Annotated in this window: 21 protein-coding genes; 18 read left to right on the top strand and 3 right to left on the bottom strand. The window is 59.0% G+C overall.

Annotated features, from left to right (window positions below):
- Window positions 1-9: 9 nt before the first annotated feature.
- Complete coding sequence (locus tag HZ993_RS08340; RefSeq protein ID WP_209396963.1) at window positions 10-3,072, bottom strand: Rne/Rng family ribonuclease; 3,063 nt, start codon at window positions 3,070-3,072, stop codon at window positions 10-12.
- A 496-nt stretch (window positions 3,073-3,568) separates the two neighbouring features.
- On the opposite strand from HZ993_RS08340, the gene HZ993_RS08335 reads away from it, so the two are divergent.
- From HZ993_RS08335 to HZ993_RS08320, 4 genes are read left to right on the top strand one after another with little or no spacing between them, the layout of a single operon-like run.
- A complete protein-coding gene (locus tag HZ993_RS08335) occupies window positions 3,569-4,639 on the top strand; it encodes an RluA family pseudouridine synthase (protein ID WP_209396962.1) in 1,071 nt (356 codons plus the stop codon).
- A 28-nt stretch (window positions 4,640-4,667) separates the two neighbouring features.
- The gene (locus tag HZ993_RS08330) at window positions 4,668-5,336 is read left to right on the top strand and encodes an HAD family hydrolase (protein WP_209396961.1); all 669 of its coding nucleotides are present in this window, start codon (window positions 4,668-4,670) and stop codon (window positions 5,334-5,336) included.
- The gene (locus HZ993_RS08325) at window positions 5,329-5,700 is read left to right on the top strand and encodes a Rieske 2Fe-2S domain-containing protein (RefSeq protein WP_209396960.1); all 372 of its coding nucleotides are present in this window, start codon (window positions 5,329-5,331) and stop codon (window positions 5,698-5,700) included. Before HZ993_RS08330 ends, HZ993_RS08325 begins: the two co-directional genes overlap by 8 nt.
- Before the next feature lie 33 nt (window positions 5,701-5,733).
- Complete coding sequence (locus tag HZ993_RS08320; protein WP_209396959.1) at window positions 5,734-6,750, top strand: S49 family peptidase; 1,017 nt, start codon at window positions 5,734-5,736, stop codon at window positions 6,748-6,750.
- 10 nt (window positions 6,751-6,760) lie between these two features.
- On the opposite strand, the gene HZ993_RS08315 is transcribed toward HZ993_RS08320, so the two are convergent.
- Both HZ993_RS08315 and HZ993_RS08310 read right to left on the bottom strand, forming a co-directional pair.
- Window positions 6,761-7,558: an SAM-dependent methyltransferase gene (locus HZ993_RS08315; protein WP_209396958.1), complete on the bottom strand. Its 798-nt coding sequence runs from the start codon at window positions 7,556-7,558 to the stop codon at window positions 6,761-6,763.
- Window positions 7,555-8,169: a Maf family nucleotide pyrophosphatase gene (locus HZ993_RS08310; RefSeq protein WP_209396957.1), complete on the bottom strand. Its 615-nt coding sequence runs from the start codon at window positions 8,167-8,169 to the stop codon at window positions 7,555-7,557. Before HZ993_RS08310 ends, HZ993_RS08315 begins: the two co-directional genes overlap by 4 nt.
- Window positions 8,170-8,194: 25 nt before the next feature.
- On the opposite strand from HZ993_RS08310, the gene HZ993_RS08305 reads away from it, so the two are divergent.
- The 14 genes from HZ993_RS08305 (at window position 8,195) to lepA (ending at window position 21,290) form a co-directional block, all read left to right on the top strand.
- Window positions 8,195-8,737, top strand: a complete 543-nt coding sequence (locus tag HZ993_RS08305) for a DUF177 domain-containing protein (RefSeq protein WP_209396956.1) — start codon at window positions 8,195-8,197, stop codon at window positions 8,735-8,737.
- Between the two features lie 125 nt (window positions 8,738-8,862).
- Complete coding sequence (gene rpmF / locus HZ993_RS08300; RefSeq protein ID WP_105259923.1) at window positions 8,863-9,045, top strand: 50S ribosomal protein L32; 183 nt, start codon at window positions 8,863-8,865, stop codon at window positions 9,043-9,045.
- A gap of 124 nt (window positions 9,046-9,169) precedes the next feature.
- Entirely contained in the window at window positions 9,170-10,195 is a 1,026-nt protein-coding gene (gene plsX / locus HZ993_RS08295; RefSeq protein WP_209396954.1) for a phosphate acyltransferase PlsX, read from the top strand.
- A 30-nt stretch (window positions 10,196-10,225) separates the two neighbouring features.
- A complete protein-coding gene (locus tag HZ993_RS08290; RefSeq protein WP_209396952.1) occupies window positions 10,226-11,200 on the top strand; it encodes a beta-ketoacyl-ACP synthase III in 975 nt (324 codons plus the stop codon).
- A gap of 52 nt (window positions 11,201-11,252) precedes the next feature.
- Window positions 11,253-12,215, top strand: coding sequence for an ACP S-malonyltransferase (gene fabD, locus HZ993_RS08285; protein ID WP_209396950.1), 963 nt, complete (start codon window positions 11,253-11,255; stop codon window positions 12,213-12,215).
- A complete protein-coding gene (gene fabG, locus HZ993_RS08280) occupies window positions 12,212-12,958 on the top strand; it encodes a 3-oxoacyl-ACP reductase FabG (RefSeq protein ID WP_209396941.1) in 747 nt (248 codons plus the stop codon). The genes fabD and fabG overlap by 4 nt, the downstream gene beginning before the upstream one ends.
- 123 nt (window positions 12,959-13,081) lie before the next feature.
- Window positions 13,082-13,321, top strand: a complete 240-nt coding sequence (gene acpP, locus HZ993_RS08275; protein WP_209396939.1) for an acyl carrier protein — start codon at window positions 13,082-13,084, stop codon at window positions 13,319-13,321.
- Window positions 13,322-13,452: 131 nt separating this feature from the next.
- Window positions 13,453-14,697, top strand: coding sequence for a beta-ketoacyl-ACP synthase II (fabF, locus tag HZ993_RS08270; RefSeq protein ID WP_209396937.1), 1,245 nt, complete (start codon window positions 13,453-13,455; stop codon window positions 14,695-14,697).
- 25 nt (window positions 14,698-14,722) lie between these two features.
- On the top strand, window positions 14,723-15,196 hold the full coding sequence (locus HZ993_RS08265; RefSeq protein ID WP_209396935.1) for a hypothetical protein: 474 nt from the start codon (window positions 14,723-14,725) through the stop codon (window positions 15,194-15,196).
- Complete coding sequence (gene rpoE, locus HZ993_RS08260) at window positions 15,193-15,816, top strand: RNA polymerase sigma factor RpoE (protein WP_209396933.1); 624 nt, start codon at window positions 15,193-15,195, stop codon at window positions 15,814-15,816. The genes HZ993_RS08265 and rpoE overlap by 4 nt, the downstream gene beginning before the upstream one ends.
- Window positions 15,817-15,836: 20 nt before the next feature.
- Entirely contained in the window at window positions 15,837-16,436 is a 600-nt protein-coding gene (locus tag HZ993_RS08255) for a sigma-E factor negative regulatory protein (RefSeq protein WP_245213877.1), read from the top strand.
- A complete protein-coding gene (locus HZ993_RS08250) occupies window positions 16,433-17,449 on the top strand; it encodes a MucB/RseB C-terminal domain-containing protein (RefSeq protein ID WP_209396931.1) in 1,017 nt (338 codons plus the stop codon). The genes HZ993_RS08255 and HZ993_RS08250 overlap by 4 nt, the downstream gene beginning before the upstream one ends.
- Before the next feature lie 73 nt (window positions 17,450-17,522).
- Entirely contained in the window at window positions 17,523-18,992 is a 1,470-nt protein-coding gene (locus HZ993_RS08245) for a DegQ family serine endoprotease (protein ID WP_209396929.1), read from the top strand.
- 486 nt (window positions 18,993-19,478) lie between these two features.
- Complete coding sequence (gene lepA / locus HZ993_RS08240; protein ID WP_209396927.1) at window positions 19,479-21,290, top strand: translation elongation factor 4; 1,812 nt, start codon at window positions 19,479-19,481, stop codon at window positions 21,288-21,290.
- The last annotated feature ends 73 nt before the right edge of the window (window positions 21,291-21,363 follow it).

The following is a 21,363-nucleotide window of genomic DNA, read 5'->3' as shown; positions in this document are numbered from 1 at the left end:
CAGCAGTTATCAGGCGGCTGGTGGCTGCTCAAATGGCAGGGTCATATTGCGCAGGTCACGTTTGGTCTCCACCAGAACCAAAGGTCCAGCGTCAATACTGACGGGTTCCGGCCGTTCGCGGGGCACGTGGATGGGCTTGGCTTCGGCTGCAATGGCTGCCTGCACGGCCGCAATCTTGGCTGCATCCGAGTTGACCCATTGCAAACCCGAGCTTTGCGCGACTTCAACCAGGCTCTCGGTGGGCAAGGTGTAGGTCGTGACCTTTGGCATGCGATCCGCGGACACGGCTGCCACCGTGGCAACAGCGGCGACGGGTGCAGCAGCGACTGGCGCGGCTGCGCGAGCCGGTTGCACGGCAGGTGCCTCTGGTGCAGCGCTTGCAACAGGTGCAGCAGCTGCGGCTGGCAGTTCTTGGGGCGCCGCCGCTGATGTTTCACCGGTCTCGGCAGGTTGGGCCGCGGCCTGGACCGGGATGCGCAGGTCCGGACGCTCTTCACGCTCGCTGCGGTCGCCACGGGGGGCGCGTTCGCGGCCGTAGCGGTCACGTGAGCGCTTCTCGCGGGCTTCACCGTTGTCAGAGCGTGGCGCCTGGCCGTTGGCATCGGTCAACGGTTGTGCGTCAGCAGTGGGGGTGGCAGTGCTGTTGTCCGCTTCCGCGAAACCAAGCTGGGTTTGCTGGTTGTTTTCACCACCTGCATTGCGGCCTTCGCCATCCTGGCGGGGACCACGTCCATTGCGACCACCGCGGCCGTTGCGACCACCGTCTCGGCCACCTTCGCGGCCCTCACCACGGCCTTCGCGGGCCTGGCCGTCGTTGCGGGGCATGTCCATACCGCCTTCGGTCACGGCATCGGCACGGCCCTCTGCGCGGGGCTGCTCGTTGCGTTCACCGGCTTCATTGCGCTCACCGCCGCCACGTCCACCACGGCCGCCACGTTCACCGCGCTCGCGGGGTGCGCGATCAGGGCGTTGTTCCTGGCGATTGCCTTCTGGGCCGCCTGGCGCCTGGCCACCGGCTTGCAGGTTGGCGTCCATGGGCACGGGTTTGCCTTCGGCGTCAAAACGCTCGCGCTGCGCGCCGCCTTGGCGGTCTGCACCACCACTGCCGCCACGTCCACCACGTCCACCGCGGCTGTTGCGTCCGTCACCGCGGCCTTCGCCACGTGGGCCACGGCCTTCGCCGCCGCGGGCTTGTTGGCCATCACCACGGCCTTCACCGGGTTTGCCGCCGCTGCGGTTGCCATCACGGTTGCGGCCGTCACGGGTTTCACGGCCCTCGGGGGCCTTGGGCGCAGGAGCGGGTACGGGCTTGGCGGGCGGCACTGGCTCCGCCGCAAACAGGCTCTTGATCCAGCCGAAGAAGCCTTTTTCTGCCGCGACCGGCGGTTTGGCCTCCGCGGGGCGTTGTTGTGCGGCCGCGGCGGGCTGTGCCGCAGGCGCGACGGGGCGCGGTGCTGCGATAGGCGCCGGTGCATCCGGCAACACACCCTTGATGATGGGTGTTTGTTTGTTGGTAGGCTCTTGCGAACGGCGCGTGACGCTGGTCGGGTCTTCCACCACGTCGGCCATCTTGTAGCTGGCTTCGATGTTGTCCAAACGTGGGTCGTCGTGTTTCAGGCGCTCCAGCTTGTAGTTGGGTGTTTCCAGTGTCTTGTTGGGCACGAGCAGCACGTTGATGCGTTGCTTGAGCTCAATCTTGGCCACTTCAGAGCGTTTTTCGTTCAGCAGGAACGAGGCCACGTCGACGGGCACCTGGCACAGCACGGAGGCTGTGCTGTCTTTGAGCGACTCTTCCTGGATGATCCGCAGAATCTGCAAAGCGCTGGATTCGGTGTCACGGATGTGGCCGGAGCCACCGCAACGGGGGCAAGGAATGGATGCGCCTTCGCTCAGCGCAGGGCGCAAGCGCTGGCGACTCATTTCCATCAGGCCGAACTTGGAGATGGTGCCGAACTGCACACGGGCACGGTCCTGGCGTAGCGCGTCGCGCAAGCGGTTTTCCACTTCGCGGCGGTTGCGGGATTCTTCCATGTCGATAAAGTCGATGACGATCAGGCCACCCAAGTCGCGCAGGCGCATCTGGCGGGCCACTTCGTCAGCGGCTTCCAGGTTGGTGCGGGTGGCAGTCTCTTCGATGTCGCCACCCTTGATGGCGCGGGCCGAGTTGACGTCCACGGACACCAAGGCTTCGGTGTGGTCGATGACAATGGCGCCGCCGGAGGGCAGGGTCACGGTGCGGGCATAGGCCGATTCGATCTGGTGTTCGATCTGGAAGCGGCTGAACAGCGGCGCGTCGTCACGGTAACGCTTCACGCGGGCAGCGTGTTCGGGCATCACGTGGGCCATGAACTGCTGGGCCTGTTCATACACGTCGTCGGTGTCGATCAAGATGTCGCCGATGTCATGGTTGAAGTAGTCGCGGATAGCGCGGATCACCAGGCTGGATTCCTGGTAGATCAGGTAGGCACCCTTGCCACCCTTGGCTGCGCCGTCGATAGCGGTCCACAGCTTCAACAGGTAGTTCAAGTCCCACTGCAGCTCGGGTGCGCTGCGGCCGATGCCGGCGGTACGGGCGATGATGGACATGCCGTTGGGGTATTCCAACTGGTCCATGTTTTCTTTGAGCTCGGCGCGGTCTTCGCCTTCGATGCGGCGGGATACACCACCACCACGCGGGTTGTTGGGCATCAGCACCACATAACGGCCGGCCAGCGAGACGAAGGTCGTCAGGGCTGCGCCCTTGTTGCCACGTTCTTCTTTTTCGACCTGGACCAGCAGTTCCTGGCCTTCGCGAATGGCGTCCTGGATGCGGGCCTGGGAGGCGGAGACGCCTTCCTTGAAGTACATCCGAGAGATTTCTTTGAACGGCAGGAAACCGTGGCGGTCTTCGCCGTAGTCGACAAAACAGGCTTCCAGCGATGGCTCTACGCGGGTGACGACGGCCTTGTAGATATTGCCCTTGCGCTGTTCGCGCCCTTCGATTTCGATTTCGTAGTCGAGGAGTTTTTGTCCATCGACAATGGCCAGGCGGCGTTCTTCAGCCTGCGTGGCGTTGATAAGCATCCGTTTCATGGATTGCGTCCTTCATCAGTTTTACATGCCCTCAAGGGGCTATTGATACCTGGACTGAACGAAACGAAGCGAAAAGGAATTGCCGGAGAACTTCGACTCAAATGAGGCGACGAAGCGTAGGCGCGTGGAGGGGAGCGAGGGGGTGCGTTTGTGGGTTTGCTATCAATTGCATAGCGGATTGCGCCCGTTTGACGGGGGCTAGATGCCGATTTGTGCCAAGCAACGGCGCGAAAACGCTCCGTAGGCAAAGACACATCAGGCACATCAGCACAAACATCTCGTTTCATTCCGTTCACAGACGAGGGGTCTGCAAACTGTAGGTATTCCGTATCAGTATTTCGTTTCGCAGTCTTGACCGTGTTGTTTGCAGACCACCACAGGCATTTGGCGTGTGGTTTGTTTGCAGCGCAACCCGGCGGCATCGACCTTCCAGCGTGTCTGTGTATGGCGTGTGGACTAAACTCCAGACAAATCAACCACTTACAGCGCGACGCTAGTGAAACACATTATAGGGGGCATTCCTGCGCCCCCATCCGCCCATGTTCCGCCCCAGGTGAAAACCCTGACCATCGACGAAGATGGGGCTGGGCAGCGGCTAGACAACTACCTGATGCGCCACCTCAAGGGTGTTCCCAAGACCCACGTCTACCGCATCATCCGCAGTGGCGAGGTGCGGGTCAACAAGGGCCGGGCATCGGCAGAAACCCGTCTGAACGCCGGGGATGAGGTGCGTGTGCCCCCGGTTCGTATCTCCGAACGGGTGGCCGAGAAAGCCCAGGCCATGGCCGAACAAGTGGCCAGCCATGTGCCAGCCAAGGCATTTGCCGTTTTGTTTGAGGATGACAGCCTGCTGGCGATCAACAAACCGGCCGGCGTGGCAGTCCACGGTGGTTCAGGCGTCAGTTTTGGCGTCATCGAGCAGTTGCGCATGGCCCGGCCGCAGGCCAAGTTTCTGGAGCTGGTGCACCGGCTGGACCGGGAAACCAGTGGCATCCTGCTGGTCGCCAAGAAGCGCAGCGCGCTGAAAAACCTGCAAGACCAGTTCCGCGAGCGGGAAACCGGCAAAACTTACCTGGCCATGGTCATTGGCCAATGGCCTGCTAATAAGAAGGTGCTGGACAAGCCGCTGCACAAGTATTTGTTGCCCGATGGCGAGCGCCGCGTCAAAGTGGTGGCCAAGGATGATCCGGACGGCATGCCATCGCTGACCCTGGTCAAGGTGCGTGCAGCCGGTGGTGTGGTCCCCGGTACGCACCAGGCGCCTGTCAGTAGTGACCGCGGCTACTCCCTGCTGGAGGTGACCATCAAGACTGGCCGCACACACCAGATCCGTGTGCATTTGGCATCCGAAGGCCTGCCCATTGTCGGGGATGACAAATACGGCGACTTTGACAGCAACAAGGCCTTGGCCCGCGCGAACAGCACCACGCCGCTCAAACGGATGTTTTTGCATGCCTGGCGGCTGCAGTGCAACCACCCCGCCACCGGCGAGCGCCTGGAATTGCAGGCGAATCTGCCGACCGAACTGGCCCAATTTGTGCAACAGATCTTGCCACAGGCCAGTTGAGCGCCTGCCCATTTTTTGATTCTTTTCCATGCCGACCAAACCCACGCGCCCCTTTGACCTGATCGCTTTTGACTGGGACGGAACCCTGTTTGACTCCACCGCCATCATCACCCGCTGCATCCAGGCCGCGGTGGTGGATGTGGGGGGGCGCAAACCCAGCGACCAGGATGCGGCCTATGTCATCGGCCTGGGGCTGATGCAGGCGCTGGCCCATGCCGCGCCCGACGTGCCGCCCAGCAAATACGCCGAACTGGGTGCCCGTTACAAGCACCACTACACCACGCACCAGAACGACATCAGCCTGTTTGACGGAATCCTGCCCCTCTTGGCCGAGCTGAAGGCGCGCAACTACGTACTGGCCGTGGCCACCGGCAAAAGCCGGCGTGGGCTCAACGAGGTGCTGAAAACCTCAGAGCTACAGGGCCTGTTCCATGCCTCCCGCACCGCGGACGAAACCGCGGGCAAGCCCCACCCCCTGATGTTGCAGGAGCTGATGCAGGAGTTTGGCGTGCCCGCGCAGCGTGTGTTGATGGTGGGCGACACCACACACGATCTGCAAATGGCGATAAACGCCGGCTGCCCCAGCGTGGGCGTCAGTTATGGCGCCCACGAGCCAGCCGCTTTTGCAGCACTCAAACCCATATTCGTAGCCCACACCGTGCCTGAGCTCCATGCCTGGTTTGCAGAACATGCCTGATACACCACCCATAGCCCTGTGCAACTCTGCCGACCTAGTGGACAGTGGCGAAGCCGTTCCCTTTGACGTGGTGTATTGCGGGCGCACATCCCGCGGGTTTGCCATCCGTTTTGAAGGCCAGGTCTATGGCTACCTGAACCAATGTGCCCACGTTCCCATGGAGATGGACTACCAGCCCAACCGCTTTTTCGACAGCAGTGGCAGTTGGCTGATGTGTGCCACCCACGGCGCCATGTACCGGCCGCAGACGGGTCACTGCATTGGTGGGCCCTGCCGCGGCGGCCTGGTCAAGATAGCCATGACCGAGCGCGATGGTGTGGTGCACTGGCATACTGCCCCCCACCTGCAAGCCGTCGAATTCTGAACCCTTTGACTTGAACACTCCTGGCCATACGTTATGACATTAAATCAACCCCAAGCCCCCGAAGACATTACCGATGCTGCTATAAAAACAGAAGCATCCGTCAACACAACCCGTGCTGATCAGGCGCCGGGCTGGGAGCGCGCAACGCTGGAAACACTGGCCCTGGCAGCCATCACCGAGCAGCGCCAGGCCCGCCGCTGGCGCAACGGCATTCGCCTGGCTTGGCTGGGCTTTTTCGTAGCCCTGTTGTGGCTGGGCATGGACCGTGGCGGCAGTGCAGCGGACCCCACCACCCCCCACACCGCGCTGGTGAAGATCCAGGGGGAAATTGCCTCAGAATCCGAGGGCAGTGCCGAACTCATCGTCGCCGCCATGCGCAGCGCGTTCGAAGACAAGGGTGCCAAGGCGGTGGTGTTGTTGATCAATTCACCCGGCGGTAGCCCGGTGCAGGCCGGCATCATCAATGACGAAATCAACCGGCTCAAGGCCCTGCACAAGAAGCCGGTCTACGCGGTGGTGGAAGAGACCTGCGCCTCGGCCGCTTATTACATTGCCGCGGGTGCTGACAAGATATTTGTCGACAAGGCCAGCGTGGTTGGCAGCATTGGTGTGTTGATGGATGGTTTTGGCTTTACCGGTCTGATGGAGAAGATTGGTGTGGAGCGCCGCCTCATGACAGCCGGTGAAAACAAGGGTTTCCTGGATCCCTTCAGCCCCCAGACCGACAAGCAGCGTGAGTTTGCCCAGGCCATGCTGAACCAGATCCACCAGCAGTTCATCGCCGTGGTGAAGGCTGGCCGTGGCGAACGCCTGAAAGAAAATCCGGAAACTTTTAGCGGCCTGTTCTGGACCGGCCAGCAGGCCATTGACATGGGTTTGGCTGACCAACTGGGCAATCTGGATTATGTGGCCCGTGAAGTGGTCAAGGCCGAAGAATTGATCGACTACACCCGCAAAGACAACGTAGCCGAACGCCTGGTCAAACGCTTTGGTGCGGCCATCGGAGAAGGCAGTGTAAAGGCCATGCGGGGCGTTCCAGCCCTGCGTTAATCCAATGGGCCTAGCGGCCTAGCGCAAACACCGTGGGTACGGTGTTTGCCAGGGCCCAGGGCTTGTGTTTCCAGTTCTTCACCACGTCGCTGTGGCACTGTGCGGTATCCAACGTCAGCCCGCTGGCCGTCGCCAGGCGTGTGTTGTGCTGCAGGGTCTGCAACAGAGCTTGTTGCATGGCCTGGTTGCGGTACGGCGTTTCAATGAACAACTGGGTTTGCCCGGTTTTGAGCGCCAGGGATTCCAGTTCGCGGATGCGCTGGCTGCGCTCAGCGGGTGTGCTGGGCAAGTAACCCACAAAAGCAAAGTTTTGCCCACTGAGCCCGCTGGCAGCCAGGGCTAACAACAAGGACACGGGGCCGACCAAGGGCACCACGGGCAGTCCCAGATCATGCGCGGCGCGAACCACCGAGGAGCCTGGGTCGGCAATGGCGGGCATGCCGGCCTCACTGACCAAACCCATGTTTTCGCCCTGCACCGCGGGTTGCAGCAGGTAACGCGCATCAAAGTGACCCTGGTGGTCGCCCTTTTTGTGGACTTCATGCGGCAGCTCCTGCAGTTGCATGGCCTGCAAAGGCTGGCACAGAGGGTGGGTCTCGGCTATTCGCTTGAGGTACGCGCGTGTGGACTTTGCGTTTTCACAGATCCAGTGTTTCAGCCCCGCGGCAACTTCCAGGGTTGCTGCAGGCAAGGCACGGTCCAGCTTCACTTGGCTGTCACAGCCGAAATCGAGGGGGGCGGGTACCAGGTACAAAGTACCCAGCGGTTTGTCACGCGGAGTGTTGGCTGGCAAGGGGGTTGTTGTCATGCCGGCGTCCGTTTGCTGCCCAGCAATGGGACACCTGCCGCCCGCAGCATACGGCTGGTGCGTATCAGTGGCAGGCCAACCAGCGCCGTCGGGTCGTCGCTGTCGATGGCGTCCAGCAGGGTAATGCCCAGTCCTTCGCTTTTGGCGCTGCCTGCACAGTCGTAGGGCTGCTCCAGCTGCAGGTAGTTTTCAATTTCGGAGTCGTCCAGGCTGCGGAACAGCACCTTAACCGGGGCCAGAGACTGTTCGCTGAAACCCGTTTCCAGGCAGACCACGGCCACTGCCGTCTGGAAAACCACGGTTTTTCCACGCATCTGGCGCAATTGCGCGACGGCCCTTTCGTGGGTACCGGGCTTGCCCAGTGCCTGCCCATCGAGATCTGCGACCTGGTCCGAGCCGATCACCACACAATCCGGAAATCGTGTGGCTACGGCAAGGGCCTTGGCCAGCGCCAGCCGCTGGGCCAGAGCGGCCGGCTGTTCGCCGGGCAGCGGCGTTTCGTCCACATGGGGCGATTCCACCGAAAAAGGAACGTTCAAACGGCCCAGCAGTTCCCGCCGGTAGACCGATGTGGAGCCGAGTATGAGTTTTCTATGGGAAGTATCTGGCATGGCCTGATTCTCTTACACTGCGCGCATGAAACACGACTACGACGCCCAGCACCTGAACATTGAGGCATTCGCCAAGGCCAACGGAAGCATCACCGCCAGTCAAAACCTGGCCCAATTTGACCGTTTGCTGGAGGAGGCGCAAGGCGCCGGCGCCCAAAACCCGGTGCACTTTACGGCCACCGGCATGACGCGGCCCAACGGCGCCACCAGTGAACAGATCTGGCTGGTTTTGAGCGCCGAAGTGGCCCTGCCACAAACCTGCCAGCGCTGCTTGGGCCCTGTGGACGTGCCGGTGCACTTTGAGCGGGAGTTTCGTTTTGTGGTCAGTGAAGAGGTGGCCGAGGTGGAGGACGAGGAGTCGGAAGAGGATGTGCTGGTGCTCAGCCGCGACTTCAACCTGCTGGAACTGGTGGAAGACGAACTCTTGATGGCCTTGCCTGTGGTCCCCAAACACGACGTATGCCCGGGAGCGGTCAAGTTGCAGGTGGCTGACCCCGATTTCGCCGAGGACGAGCAGGAAAAGCCCAATCCGTTTGCGGTTCTGGAGCAGCTGAAAAAGCGTCCCTAGCCCTTTCGCTTGCTTTGGGCTATAATCTGAGGCTTCGCGTGTGAAACTTGCCGCGTTTTTTACTAACCCCCAGTGTTGCATTTTGCTTTGAGCATGGCGCAGCACCCCAGCTGAGGAGCCAAGTCATGGCCGTCCAACAAAACAAGAAGTCGCCTTCCAAGCGCGGTATGCACCGTTCGCACAATGCACTGGTTGTGCCAGGCATTGCTGTGGAATCCACCACCGGTGAAACCCACTTGCGCCACCACATCAGCCCCACCGGTTTCTACCGTGGTCGCAAGGTGCTGAAGACCAAATCTGAAGCCTGACCCAGGTTTTTCAACCAAAGCCCGGAGCTACAAATCCTGTAGCGTCGGGCTTTTGTCGTTTTTGGCCCTGCATTCCATGGTGGTGGCCAATGTTTGATCTCCTCACTTTTTGGGCGTCTACCCCATGATCACAATTGCTGTTGACTGTATGGGAGGCGACCACGGCCCCCAAGTCACGCTGCCTGCCTGTACGCAGTTTCTGGAGCAGCACCCCGACGCCGCCTTGGTATTGGTGGGTTTGGCTGACAAGCTGGCGGGTTTCTCGCACCCCCGTGCCACCATCGTGCCTGCCAGTGAAGTGGTGACGATGGATGATCCGCTGGAAATTGCACTGCGCCGCAAAAAGGATTCGTCCATGCGTGTTGCCATCCAGCAGGTCAAAGAAGGCAAGGCCCAGGCGGCCGTATCTGCCGGCAACACGGCCGCATTGATGGCTATTTCACGTTACATCCTCAAAACCATTGACGGTATTGAGCGCCCGGCCATTGCGGGCCAACTACCCAATGCCACGGGTGGTGCCACCACGATGCTGGATCTGGGTGCCAATGTGGATTGTTCGGCCGAGCACTTATTGCAGTTTGCCGTCATGGGCTCTGCCTTGGTATCGGTGCTGAATAACAAACAGTCGCCCACGGTAGGTTTGCTCAATATTGGTGAAGAAATCATCAAAGGTAACGAAACCATTAAAAAAGCGGGTGAACTGCTGCGTTCTGCGTCTAAAGCCGGCGATTTGAACTTCTTTGGCAATGTCGAAGGCAATGATATTTTCAAGGGCACGGTGGACCTGGTGGTCTGTGACGGTTTTGTCGGCAATGTGGCGCTGAAAGCCAGTGAAGGCCTTGCCGGCATGATCGGCAATTTTCTGAAGGCCGAGTTTTCTCGCAACATTTTCACGAAAGTTGCGGCAATTGCCGCTTATTCTGTTTTAACTGCGCTCAAAGTTCGCGTAGACCACAGGCGTTACAACGGTGCGGCCTTGTTGGGTCTGCGCGGTCTGGTATTCAAGAGCCATGGTTCGGCTGATGTGCTGGGTTTTGGGTTCGCGTTAAACCGGGCGTATGATGCAGCCCGAAACAACTTGCTTGACCGCGTTCAGGCACGTATCGCGCACGCAGCACCGCTTTTGGCGACGGCTGACAGCGCTCCATAAAAAACCTGATCGGGTGTCATCAACCCCACCATGAAATATTCGCGAATTACAGGCACGGGTAGTTATTTACCCCCGCGCCGACTCACAAATGCCGATTTGGTGGCTGAACTGGCAGCCAAAGGCGTAGAAACATCGGACGAGTGGATCGTCGAGCGCACTGGCATCCGTGCCCGGCACTTTGCGGCGGACGGTGTATTCAGCAGCGATCTCGGATTGGAAGCCGCTAAAAAGGCGCTGGAGGCTGCGGGCCGTACGGCCAAGGATGTGGATTTGATCATCGTCGCCACATCGACGCCCGACATGGTTTTTCCATCGACCGCCTGCATCTTGCAGAACAAGCTGGGTGCCAATGGTGGCGCTGCCTTTGACGTGCAGGCCGTATGCAGCGGCTTTGTCTACGCCTTGACGGTGGCGGACGCCATGGTCAAGACCGGCGCAGCCAAATGTGCGCTGGTGGTGGGCGCCGAAATATTCTCCCGCATCCTGGATTTCAACGACCGCACGACCTGCGTGCTGTTCGGCGATGGCGCCGGCGCGGTTGTGCTGGAGGCGTCGGATACGCCCGGCATCTTGTCCAGCGATTTGCATGCCGACGGCAAACACGTGGGCATTTTGTGTGTGCCGGGCCATGTGTCGGGTGGAGCTATTTTGGGTGATCCGCTGTTGAAGATGGATGGTCAGGCGGTCTTCAAACTGGCGGTTGGCCTGCTGGAGAGTGCGGCCCGCGCCACGTTAACCAAGGCCAATCTGACCGAGGCGGATATCGACTGGCTGGTACCGCACCAGGCCAATATCCGCATCATGCAAAGTACGGCCCGCAAGCTCAAGTTGTCCATGGACAAGGTGGTGGTCACGGTGGACCAGCATGGCAATACGTCGGCTGCGTCCATTCCGCTGGCCCTGGACGCCGGTGTGCGCTCGGGCCAGGTAAAACCCGGCCAGACCTTGCTGCTCGAAGGTGTGGGCGGTGGTTTCACCTGGGGCGCATTGCTCCTGATTTTGTAGCTACTCACGCATATTTTGCGGGGGCTAGAGGCACTTTTAACTAATAGTGGTTATGAAAAACTTTGCATTTGTATTTCCCGGACAGGGATCACAATCAGTCGGCATGCTGGACGCCTGGGGTGACCACCCCGTGGTTGCCCAGACCTTGCAGGAAGCGTCCGATGCGCTGGGCGAAGATGTCGCCAAACTGATCCACGAAGGCCCCAAAGAAGCATTGGCGCTGACCACCAATACCCAGCCGGTGATGTTGGTGGCGGGTGTGGCGGCCTACCGGGTCTGGATGTCGGAAGTGGGCGTTGCACCATCGGCCGTTGCCGGTCATTCCCTGGGTGAATACACGGCCTTGGTTGCCGCCGGTGCCCTGACGTTGAAACAGGCGGCGCCCTTGGTGCGTCTGCGTGCACAGGCCATGCAAGAGGCGGTACCCGTGGGTGTAGGGGCCATGGCGGCCATTCTGGGTATGGATGCGGCGCGGGTTACTGCGGGGTGCCTCGAAGTCACGCAGTCTTTCGGAGCCGGTTCTGCCGAAATAGTAGAGGCCGTCAACTTCAACGATCCGGCCCAAACCGTGATCGCTGGCAGCAAGGCTGCAGTGGACAAGGCCTGTGAAGTGCTGAAGGCAAGCGGCGCCAAGCGCGCATTGCCGCTGCCGGTATCTGCACCGTTTCATTCCAGTCTGATGAAGCCGGCTGCCGAGAAACTCAAGGCCCATCTGGAGACGCTGGACATTGCAGCGCCACAGATTGCGCTGATCAACAATATTGAAGTGGCCGTGGAAGTGGATGCGGACCGTATCCGCGACGCCCTGTACCGCCAGGCCTTTGGTCCAGTGCGTTGGGTGGAATGTGTGCAGGCCATCAAGGCACGCGGCTTGACTACACTGGTGGAGTGTGGCCCGGGCAAGGTGTTGGCTGGCATGGTCAAACGCATAGATGCCGAGTTGATGGGGCTGGCGGTATATGACCCCGCCACATTGCAAGATACACAAGAAGCTTTAAAGGGTGCTGAGGCATGAACGACGTGAAATTTGAAGGCCAGGTGGCCTTGGTAACAGGCGCGTCGCGCGGTATTGGCGCAGCGATTGCGCTGGAATTGGCCCGCAGGGGTGTCAAAGTCATTGGCACGGCGACCACGGATGCGGGCGCAGCCAAGATCGCCGATGCCTTGGCTGCTTTTCCCGGCTGTGCCGGTCGTACGCTGGACGTAACGCAGAGCGCCGCAGGCGAAGCCCTGGTGGATGCCTTGGTCAAGGAGCATGGCGGCCTGCAGATACTGGTCAACAACGCCGGCATCACCCGCGACAACTTGGCTATGCGCATGAAGGACGACGAGTGGGACGCCGTGATGGAGGCCAACCTCAAGGGCGTCTTCCGCATGAGCCGCGCTGTGATGCGCACCATGATGAAACAACGCTACGGTCGCATCGTCAACATCACGTCGGTGGTCGGTGCGTCCGGCAATCCGGGTCAGGCCAATTACGCCGCCGCCAAAGCTGGCGTCGCAGGCATGACGCGTGCGCTGGCGCGGGAACTGGGCTCGCGCAACATCACGGTCAACTGTGTGGCACCTGGTTTTATCGAGACCGACATGACTGCCAGCCTGGGCGAGGACCAGCAAAAAGCCCTGTTGGGCCAGATTCCACTGGGCCATTTAGGTAAACCGGCCGATGTGGCCCATGCTGTTGCATACTTGGCGTCCCCGCAGGCCGCGTATGTGACGGGGCAGGAACTGCATGTCAACGGCGGCATGTACATGTAGGTACCAAGCTAAGGTACTGCGCGCAAAAATTCAGCCGATTTGTCCGTTCGGCGACCCGTTTGGAGTTGTGACTCTAAGCCCGGGTAAAATTACGGATTCTTTTACAACCCTTAGAGGGAAGCCATGAGTGATATCGAAGTCCGCGTCAAAAAAATTATTGCCGAACAACTCGGTGTGGAAGAGTCCCAAGTCACCAACGAAAAAGCCTTTGTGGCCGATCTGGGTGCAGATTCTCTGGACACCGTCGAATTGGTGATGGCGTTGGAAGACGAGTTCGGAATTGAAATTCCCGATGAAGACGCAGAAAAGATTACCACCGTGCAAAACGCTGTCGACTACGCCAGCACGCACAAGAAGGCCTGATAAAGGCCTTTGCGGCACCCAGGTGCTGCATGGATATTGGCAAACACCGTGGCTTGGGTCACGGTAGTGCCTATCCAGAACATGGCCGACTTGATCGGCCTTTTTTTGACCAAAGCTGAAAACTGATTGCTATGTCCCGTCGTCGCGTTGTTGTCACTGGTTTGGGTTGCGTCAGTCCCGTAGGTAATACGGTAGACGCGGCATGGTCGAATGTGCTTGCCGGCAAGTCTGGCATCGATTTGATCAGCCGTTTTGACGCCTCCACTTTCGCCTGCAAGATCGCTGGCGAGGTTCGCAATTTCGATCTGGATTCCTACATTAGTCCGAAAGAAGCGCGGACTATGGACTCGTTCATCCACTACGGCATTGCTGCGGCCATGCAGGCCGTTGTGGATGCCGGTCTGCCCACGGGTGACGCACTGGGCGAAGAAGAAGCCACGCGTATTGGGTGTGTGATCGGTTCTGGTATCGGTGGCTTGCCATTGATCGAGACCATGCACACCGAGCTCACCAACCGGGGCGCGCGCCGTATTTCTCCGTTTTTTGTGCCTGCCACCATCATCAACATGACTGCGGGCCATGTGTCGATGAAGTATGGGTTCAAAGGCCCCAATATCGCCATCGTGACCGCTTGCACCACCGGCCTGCACTGTATTGGCGAAGCCGGCCGCATGATTGAGTACGGCGATGCCGATGTCATGGTTGCCGGTGGTTCCGAGGCTACCGTGTCGCCTTTGGGCATCGGCGGTTTTGCCGCCATGCGCGCTTTGAGCACCCGCAACGATGACCCTGCGACCGCGTCGCGCCCCTGGGACAAGGACCGCGATGGTTTTGTGCTGGGCGAAGGCGCTGGCGTATTGGTCCTTGAAGAGTATGAACACGCGGTCGCCCGTGGTGCCAAGATTTATGCCGAATTGGCAGGTTTTGGCATGAGTGCCGATGCCGGTCATATGACCGCTCCGAATATGGACGGCCCACGCCGCGCCATGCTGAGTGCCATGCGCAATGCCGGTGTCAACGCTGATCAGGTGAACTATCTGAATGCACATGGCACCTCGACACCACTGGGTGATTTGAATGAGACCAACGCGATCAAGGCGGCCTTGGGTGACCATGCCAAAAAGATCGTGGTCAATTCGACCAAGTCCATGACCGGGCATTTGTTGGGCGGCGCTGGTGGCATTGAATCGGTGTTTACTGTGTTGGCGGTGCACCACCAAAAGAGCCCACCGACCATCAATATCTTCAACCAGGATCCCGAATGTGATCTGGACTACTGCGCCAATGTTGCCCGTGACATGCGCATTGACGTCGCGGTGAAGAATAATTTTGGCTTTGGTGGCACCAACGGTTCCCTGGTGTTCAAGCGCGTCTAGGCGCACGGGCCCTTCGTCAGATTCCATGCACCGGGCCCCCGCGGTCAATTTTCTCGTCAAACGTTCGCGCTGGCAGGCTTGGCTTATCGTGTCCGCAAGCCTGCTGGCCTTGCTTGCCTTGGTAACTTTCGCGTGGACGCAGACCGTGTTGGACCTTCGTACCGGAGGATTGGCCCTGGCTGTATTGGCTGCCAGTGGCGTGGCGCTCGTGGGGTGGAAGAATTCCCCGCAGGGCAGCTTGCGCTGGGACGGCGAGCATTGGCGCTGGTCGGGCTTTGGCGATAACCCGGAGTGTCGCCTGGACGTGTTGATGGACTTTCAGAGTGTTGTTGTGGTCCATGTCACGACCGAAGGCCGGGCGCCAATTTCCCTGTGGCTGGAGGCGGCTCCCGGCGACACGGGCTGGAAGCCTTTGCGGCGTGCAATCGTGTCTAGTCAAGCTAAAGCCAACAGCAAAAGCAAAACATCCAGCACTGGCATTGCAGGGGAGCTTGCGTGAGCGACGTCCTGCCCGCAACCCCCCAGGATAGCGACGCGGTCCTCGTGCAGCGCACCGTGGCAGGTGATCAGCGCGCCTATGGCTTGCTGGTGTTGAAGTACCAGCGCCGCATTCAGCGCCTTATTGGCCGTATGGTGCGCGATGTCGATCTGGTGGAAGACATTTGCCAGGAAACCTTTATCCGCGCCTACCGTGCCTTGCACCAGTTCCGCGGCGATGCCCAGTTTTACACCTGGCTGTACCGCATTGCCGTCAACACGGCCAAGAAGTTCCTGCTGGAGCTCAAGAACGATCCCACGGTATCGGAGAGTTTTCTGGCCAATGACGACGACGATGAAACTTCCTGGAAGAAAAACGAACCAACAGCCGATGACGGACCGGAATCCATCCTTGCTGCCAAAGAAATTGCAGCCGTCGTGAATGCCGCCATGGATGACCTGCCCGTCGATTTGCGCCAGGCTGTCGTGTTGCGAGAGATTGAAGGCTTGAGTTACGAAGAAATTGCTGCCGCCATGGATTGCCCCGTCGGAACCGTGCGTTCGCGCATCTTCCGTGCCCGGGAGGCTATTTCTGCGCGAGTACGGCCGCTATTGGACAAACAAACAGGTAAACGGTGGTAAACGGTGGCAGAGGGTTGCACATGGAAAAGATGAATTCAATACCCAACGAACGTATCTGTGATCTGGTCGACGGCCATGTGCCGGACGGCGAGGGCGCACATGCCTTAGATGCCTTGTTGTCGGACCGCCAAGCGGTGCAAACCTGGCATGCCTACCATGTGATTGGTGATGTGCTGCGCAGCTCGGAGCTGGCTCCGTCCGGCAGTGACCATGCTTTTCTGGAGCGGTTGGAGCGTAGGCTGGCGCAAGAGCCCATACGCCCAGTGGTTAGCCCAGTACAACTTGCCACCATCACGGTCAATGTGCCCAGCGCCAACGCCTCGGTGTTCCGCTGGAAAATGCTGGCCGGTGTGGCCGGATTTGCCTTGGTGGGTGTCGTAGGTCTGAATCTCTGGACACAAGTGGGCTCGCGTAGTGGTGCGCAACTGGTCGCTCAGGAGGTTGTTGCACCGCGTGCACCCACAACGGTTGTCGTGGCCGACACGGGTGCGGGCACTATGTTGCGCGACCCGCGTTTGGACGAGTTGATGGCGGCCCACCGCCAGTTGGGTGGCCATTCCGCATTGCAGGTGCCAGCGGGCTTTCTGCGCAACGCGACTTATGAAGGACCTGCCCGGTGAGGCAGACTCGGCTTTTCTTCGTCAGTTTGTTGCTGGCACTGTACGGGCTGGTGTCGCACAATAGTGCCTTTGCGCAGCCAGCAGTTTCCGAACCCCCGTCTTTGAATGCCTGGTTGTTGCGCGTGCACCAGGCGGCACGGCAAAGTGTCTATACCGGCACGTTTGTAGTGTCATCGAGCGCCGGCATGGCCAGTGCCCGTATCTGGCATGTATGCGATGGTGCACAACAACTGGAGCGGGTGGAGTCCCTCAGCGGGATACCCAGGGCCATATTTCGGCACAACGACCAAGTAGTCACGTTTTTTCCACAGTCCCGCATTGCGGTTGCAGAAGTGCGCGAATCCCTGGGCCTGTTCCCCGACTTGCTCAAATCCAGTGACTCGTCAATCGGTGATTTTTACCAGCTCAAAGCGTTGGGCAACGAACGCATAGCGGGCTTTGACACCGAAATTTTTCTGCTGCAGCCCAAAGACGGACTGCGCTTTGGCTACCGGGTGTGGAGTGAAAAAAAGTCGGGCCTCATCATCCAGTTGCAGACCTTGGATCTGAGCGGCAAGGTTTTGGAACAGTCCGCGTTTTCCGAGTTGCAACTGGGTGCCGCGGTCAATGTGGCCAAACTGACCCGCTCAGGTAACACGGATGGTTACCGCGTGGTGCGGCCCGATTTGCAGAAGACGACCGCAGATGCCCAGGGTTGGGCGCTTCAAAAGCCTGTGGACGGATTCAAGCCGATGGGCTGTTACCAGCGCGCCGCTGTGGTTCAGCCGCAGGCCACTCAGCAGGGTAAAGCGCAACCCACAATGCAATGGGTGTTCTCGGATGGTGTCGCAACGCTGTCACTGTTTGTAGAGACCTTCGATGCCCGGCGCCACCTGCGTGAAGGCGCCACCGATATGGGGGGCGCCACACACACGCTGACCCGCCGCATAGATATGTGGTGGGTGACCGCGGTCGGTGAGGTGCCACTGGCCACATTGAATGCGTTTGCGCAGGCCCTGGAACGAAAAAAATAGCGCTGCGCGGGGAACACCGCCAGCGCAGGGCGCTCTATGGCAGTACCTGTATTTTGAATGGAGGATATTCTCGATGAAAATTTTCGTGCACAAGACTTTGCGTGCTTTCCTGGTCGCGTTGAGCCTGTCAGCCGGTGCTTTCGTCGCCACGGCGCCGTTACAGCCCGCCATGGCGCAAGCCCGAGCGTTGCCCGACTTTACTGATCTGGTGGACCAGGTGGGCCCGTCCGTTGTCAATATCCGCACCATGGAGAAGGTGGTGGCCCGCCAGCCGGGCGCCCAAGGTGACGAAGACATGATGGAGTTCTTCCGGCGTTTTGGCATTCCGATGCCCAATGTGCCTGGAAATCCGCGCCAGGTCCCGCGGCAAAACAAGCCCCAGCAGGAAGAGGAACAGCCCCGTGGTGTGGGTTCCGGATTCATCCTGACGGCTGACGGCTTCATCATGACCAATGCCCATGTGGTGGATGGTGCAGACGAGGTTTTGGTGACGTTGACTGACAAGCGTGAGTTCAAGGCGAAGATCATTGGTACAGACAAACGGACCGACGTTGCCGTTGTGAAGATCGAGGCTACTGGGTTGCCGGCGGTCAAGGTGGGCGATGTCAGCCGACTGCGCGTTGGCGAATGGGTTATGGCTATTGGCTCACCCTTTGGTCTGGAGAGCACCGTTACGGCAGGTATCGTGAGTGCAAAACAACGCGATACGGGAGACTTTTTGCCCTTCATTCAAACGGACGTGGCGATCAATCCTGGCAATTCGGGCGGACCCTTGATCAATATGCGTGGTGAAGTGGTGGGTATCAACAGCCAGATTTATTCGCGCTCGGGTGGGTTTATGGGAATTTCCTTCGCCATTCCCATGGATGAAGCGGTACGCGTGAGTGACCAACTGCGCAGCTCGGGCCGCGTGTCTCGTGGTCGCATTGGTGTTCAGATTGAACAGGTCAACAAAGACGTCGCGGAGTCCATCGGCCTGGGCAAATCGGTGGGCGCCATGGTGCGCGGTGTGGAAGCCGGATCACCTGCGGAGAAAGCCGGTATCGAAGCGGGCGACATCATCACCCGTTTTGATGGCAAGGTCATTGAAAAATCAAGCGACCTGCCACGCATGGTGGGCGGTACCAAGCCTGGTACCAAGAGCACTATTACCGTGTTTCGCCGTGGTACATCCAAGGACCTGAGTATCACCATTGCAGAAGTTGAGGCCGACAAACCATCGGTCAAGACCTCGTCGCGTGATGAGAAGCCCAAAGCCTCGGCTGCCGGTCAGGCTGTGGGGCTCTCCGTCAGCGAGCTGACCGATGTACAGAAAAAAGAGCTCAAGGTCAAAGGCGGTGTCAAAGTTGATAGCGCCGTAGACGCCGCAGCTCGCGCAGGTCTGCGAGAGGGGGATGTGATCTTGGCCTTGGCCAATGTGGATGTGCTGTCCGTGAAAGAGTTTGAAGCGGCATTGGCAAAACATGACAAGACCAAACCTTTGCCGGTGCTGATCCGCCGCGGAGAGTTGGCCCAGTTTGTCATCATCAAGCCGGCACGTTAAGGCGTTCGGCCACCCAACAACCCCACGTTACGGTGGGGTTTTGGCGTGTTAGGGAGGCCGAACCATAGATTTTTTATATCGGGGTAAAAATCCCCTCAAAATGTTTGCAGTTACTAACTTTTCGAGTTCGTTCGAAAATTGGTTAGAATGCGGCACTTACAAAGTACTTTTTGGGTATATGGATGGGTAAAAATCCATCATATGGGATGACGACAAGTCCCCCACAGCTGATCCACAGATCACCCACAAGTTGTACAGAACTTCCCCCTTCGAATTGTTGATAAGCTGTGAATAAGATAACTGTTGTTGAGTTGCAACTTCACCCGATTGGCGTTTTGGGGGCTTTGCATTCAGGGCTTTTTGCCTACAATGAAGTTCCAACCTTCGCAGTTGCCAATGATTGTTGGTTTCAGGGCGCGTCACTATCCGACGCGCCCTTTTTTCTTGTGCGTCCTTTTTAATTCAACCACTTAAGCGTTCTCGTTGATGAATCACATCAGAAATTTTTCGATCATTGCGCACATTGATCACGGCAAATCCACACTCGCGGACCGATTGATCCAGCGTTGCGGCGGCCTCGAAGCACGTGAGATGGAAGCGCAAGTTCTTGACTCGATGGATATCGAAAAAGAGCGTGGGATAACCATCAAGGCGCAGACCGCCGCGCTGCAATACAAAGCGAAAGACGGGCAGGTCTACAACCTCAATCTGATCGACACACCCGGTCATGTGGACTTCTCTTATGAAGTGAGTCGTTCACTGTCAGCTTGTGAAGGTGCGTTGCTGGTGGTGGATGCCAGTCAGGGTGTTGAAGCACAGACCGTGGCGAACTGTTACACCGCATTGGATCTGCATGTGGAAGTGCTGCCGGTGCTCAACAAGATTGATCTGCCCAACGCGGACCCCGACAACGCACGCAGCGAAATAGAAGACGTGATTGGCATCGACGCAACCGATGCCATTGTCTGCTCCGCCAAAACTGGCTTGGGTATCGATGACATCCTGGAAGCCATCGTCGCCAAGATACCGGCCCCCAAAGGCAACCCCAATGGCCCGCTGCGAGCCATGATCATCGACAGCTGGTTCGATCCATATGTCGGTGTAGTGATGCTGGTCCGTGTGGTCGATGGCCGTTTGGCCAAGGGTGAACGCATCAAGATGATGGCCTCGGGCGCCATGTACAACGCCGACAACCTGGGCGTGTTCACGCCAGCCAACCAGCCACGTCCGTCGCTGGAAGCGGGAGAAGTGGGTTACATCATTGCCGGCATCAAGGAACTCCAGGCCGCCAAGGTGGGTGACACGGTGACGCTGATCAAGCCTGGCACTGGCGGCGCGGCAATGACGGCCACCGAGGCTCTGCCTGGATTCAAGGAAATCCAGCCCCAAGTGTTTGCGGGCCTGTACCCGACCGAAGCCAGTGAATACGATTCGCTGCGTGACGCACTGGAAAAGCTCAAACTCAACGACGCATCGTTGCATTACGAACCCGAGGTGTCGCAAGCGCTGGGTTTTGGATTCCGCTGCGGCTTCCTGGGCTTGCTGCACATGGAAATTGTGCAGGAGCGCCTAGAGCGCGAGTTTGACCAGGACCTGATCACCACCGCACCCAGCGTGGTCTACCAGGTTATGAAAAACGACGGCGAAGTCATCATGGTGGAGAACCCCTCCAAGATGCCGGACGTGGGCAAGATGGCCGAGATCCGTGAACCCATTGTCACCATGCACCTGTACATGCCGCAGGAATATGTGGGAGTGGTCATGACATTGGCCAACCAGAAGCGCGGCGTGCAGATGAATATGGCCTACAAGGGCCGCCAGGTTGTACTGACCTATGAAATGCCGCTGGCTGAAATCGTGTTGGACTTCTTTGACAAGCTCAAGAGTGTGAGCCGGGGTTATGCCTCCATGGACTATGAGTTCAAGGAATACCGCGCGGCCGATGTCGTCAAAGTGGATATTTTGCTCAACGGCGAAAAGGTCGATGCCTTATCCATCATGCTGCACCGCGCCCAGAGCCAGTACCGCGGCCGGGCCGTGGTGGCCAAGATGCGCGAAATCATTTCCCGCCAGATGTACGACGTGGCGATCCAGGCGGCCATAGGAGCCAACATCATTGCCCGTGAGACAATCAAAGCCCTTCGCAAGAACGTGCTCGCCAAGTGTTATGGCGGTGACATTTCACGCAAGAAGAAGCTCCTCGAAAAACAAAAAGCAGGCAAAAAACGTATGAAACAAGTCGGATCGGTGGAAGTGCCACAAGAGGCCTTCCTGGCTATTTTGCAGGTGGAAGATTGAGCGCCGCCGGGCCGTCCCAAGGCGCGATGGCCCCCTTGGGGGGCAGCGCAGTACGCGCAGCGGCAAGCGTGGG

This window comes from Rhodoferax sp. AJA081-3, from assembly GCF_017798165.1.
Classification (GTDB): Bacteria; Pseudomonadota; Gammaproteobacteria; order Burkholderiales; family Burkholderiaceae_C; genus Allorhodoferax.
Note: the sequence above shows the minus strand (reverse complement) of the source record. Positions and strands in the feature narration are given on the sequence as shown.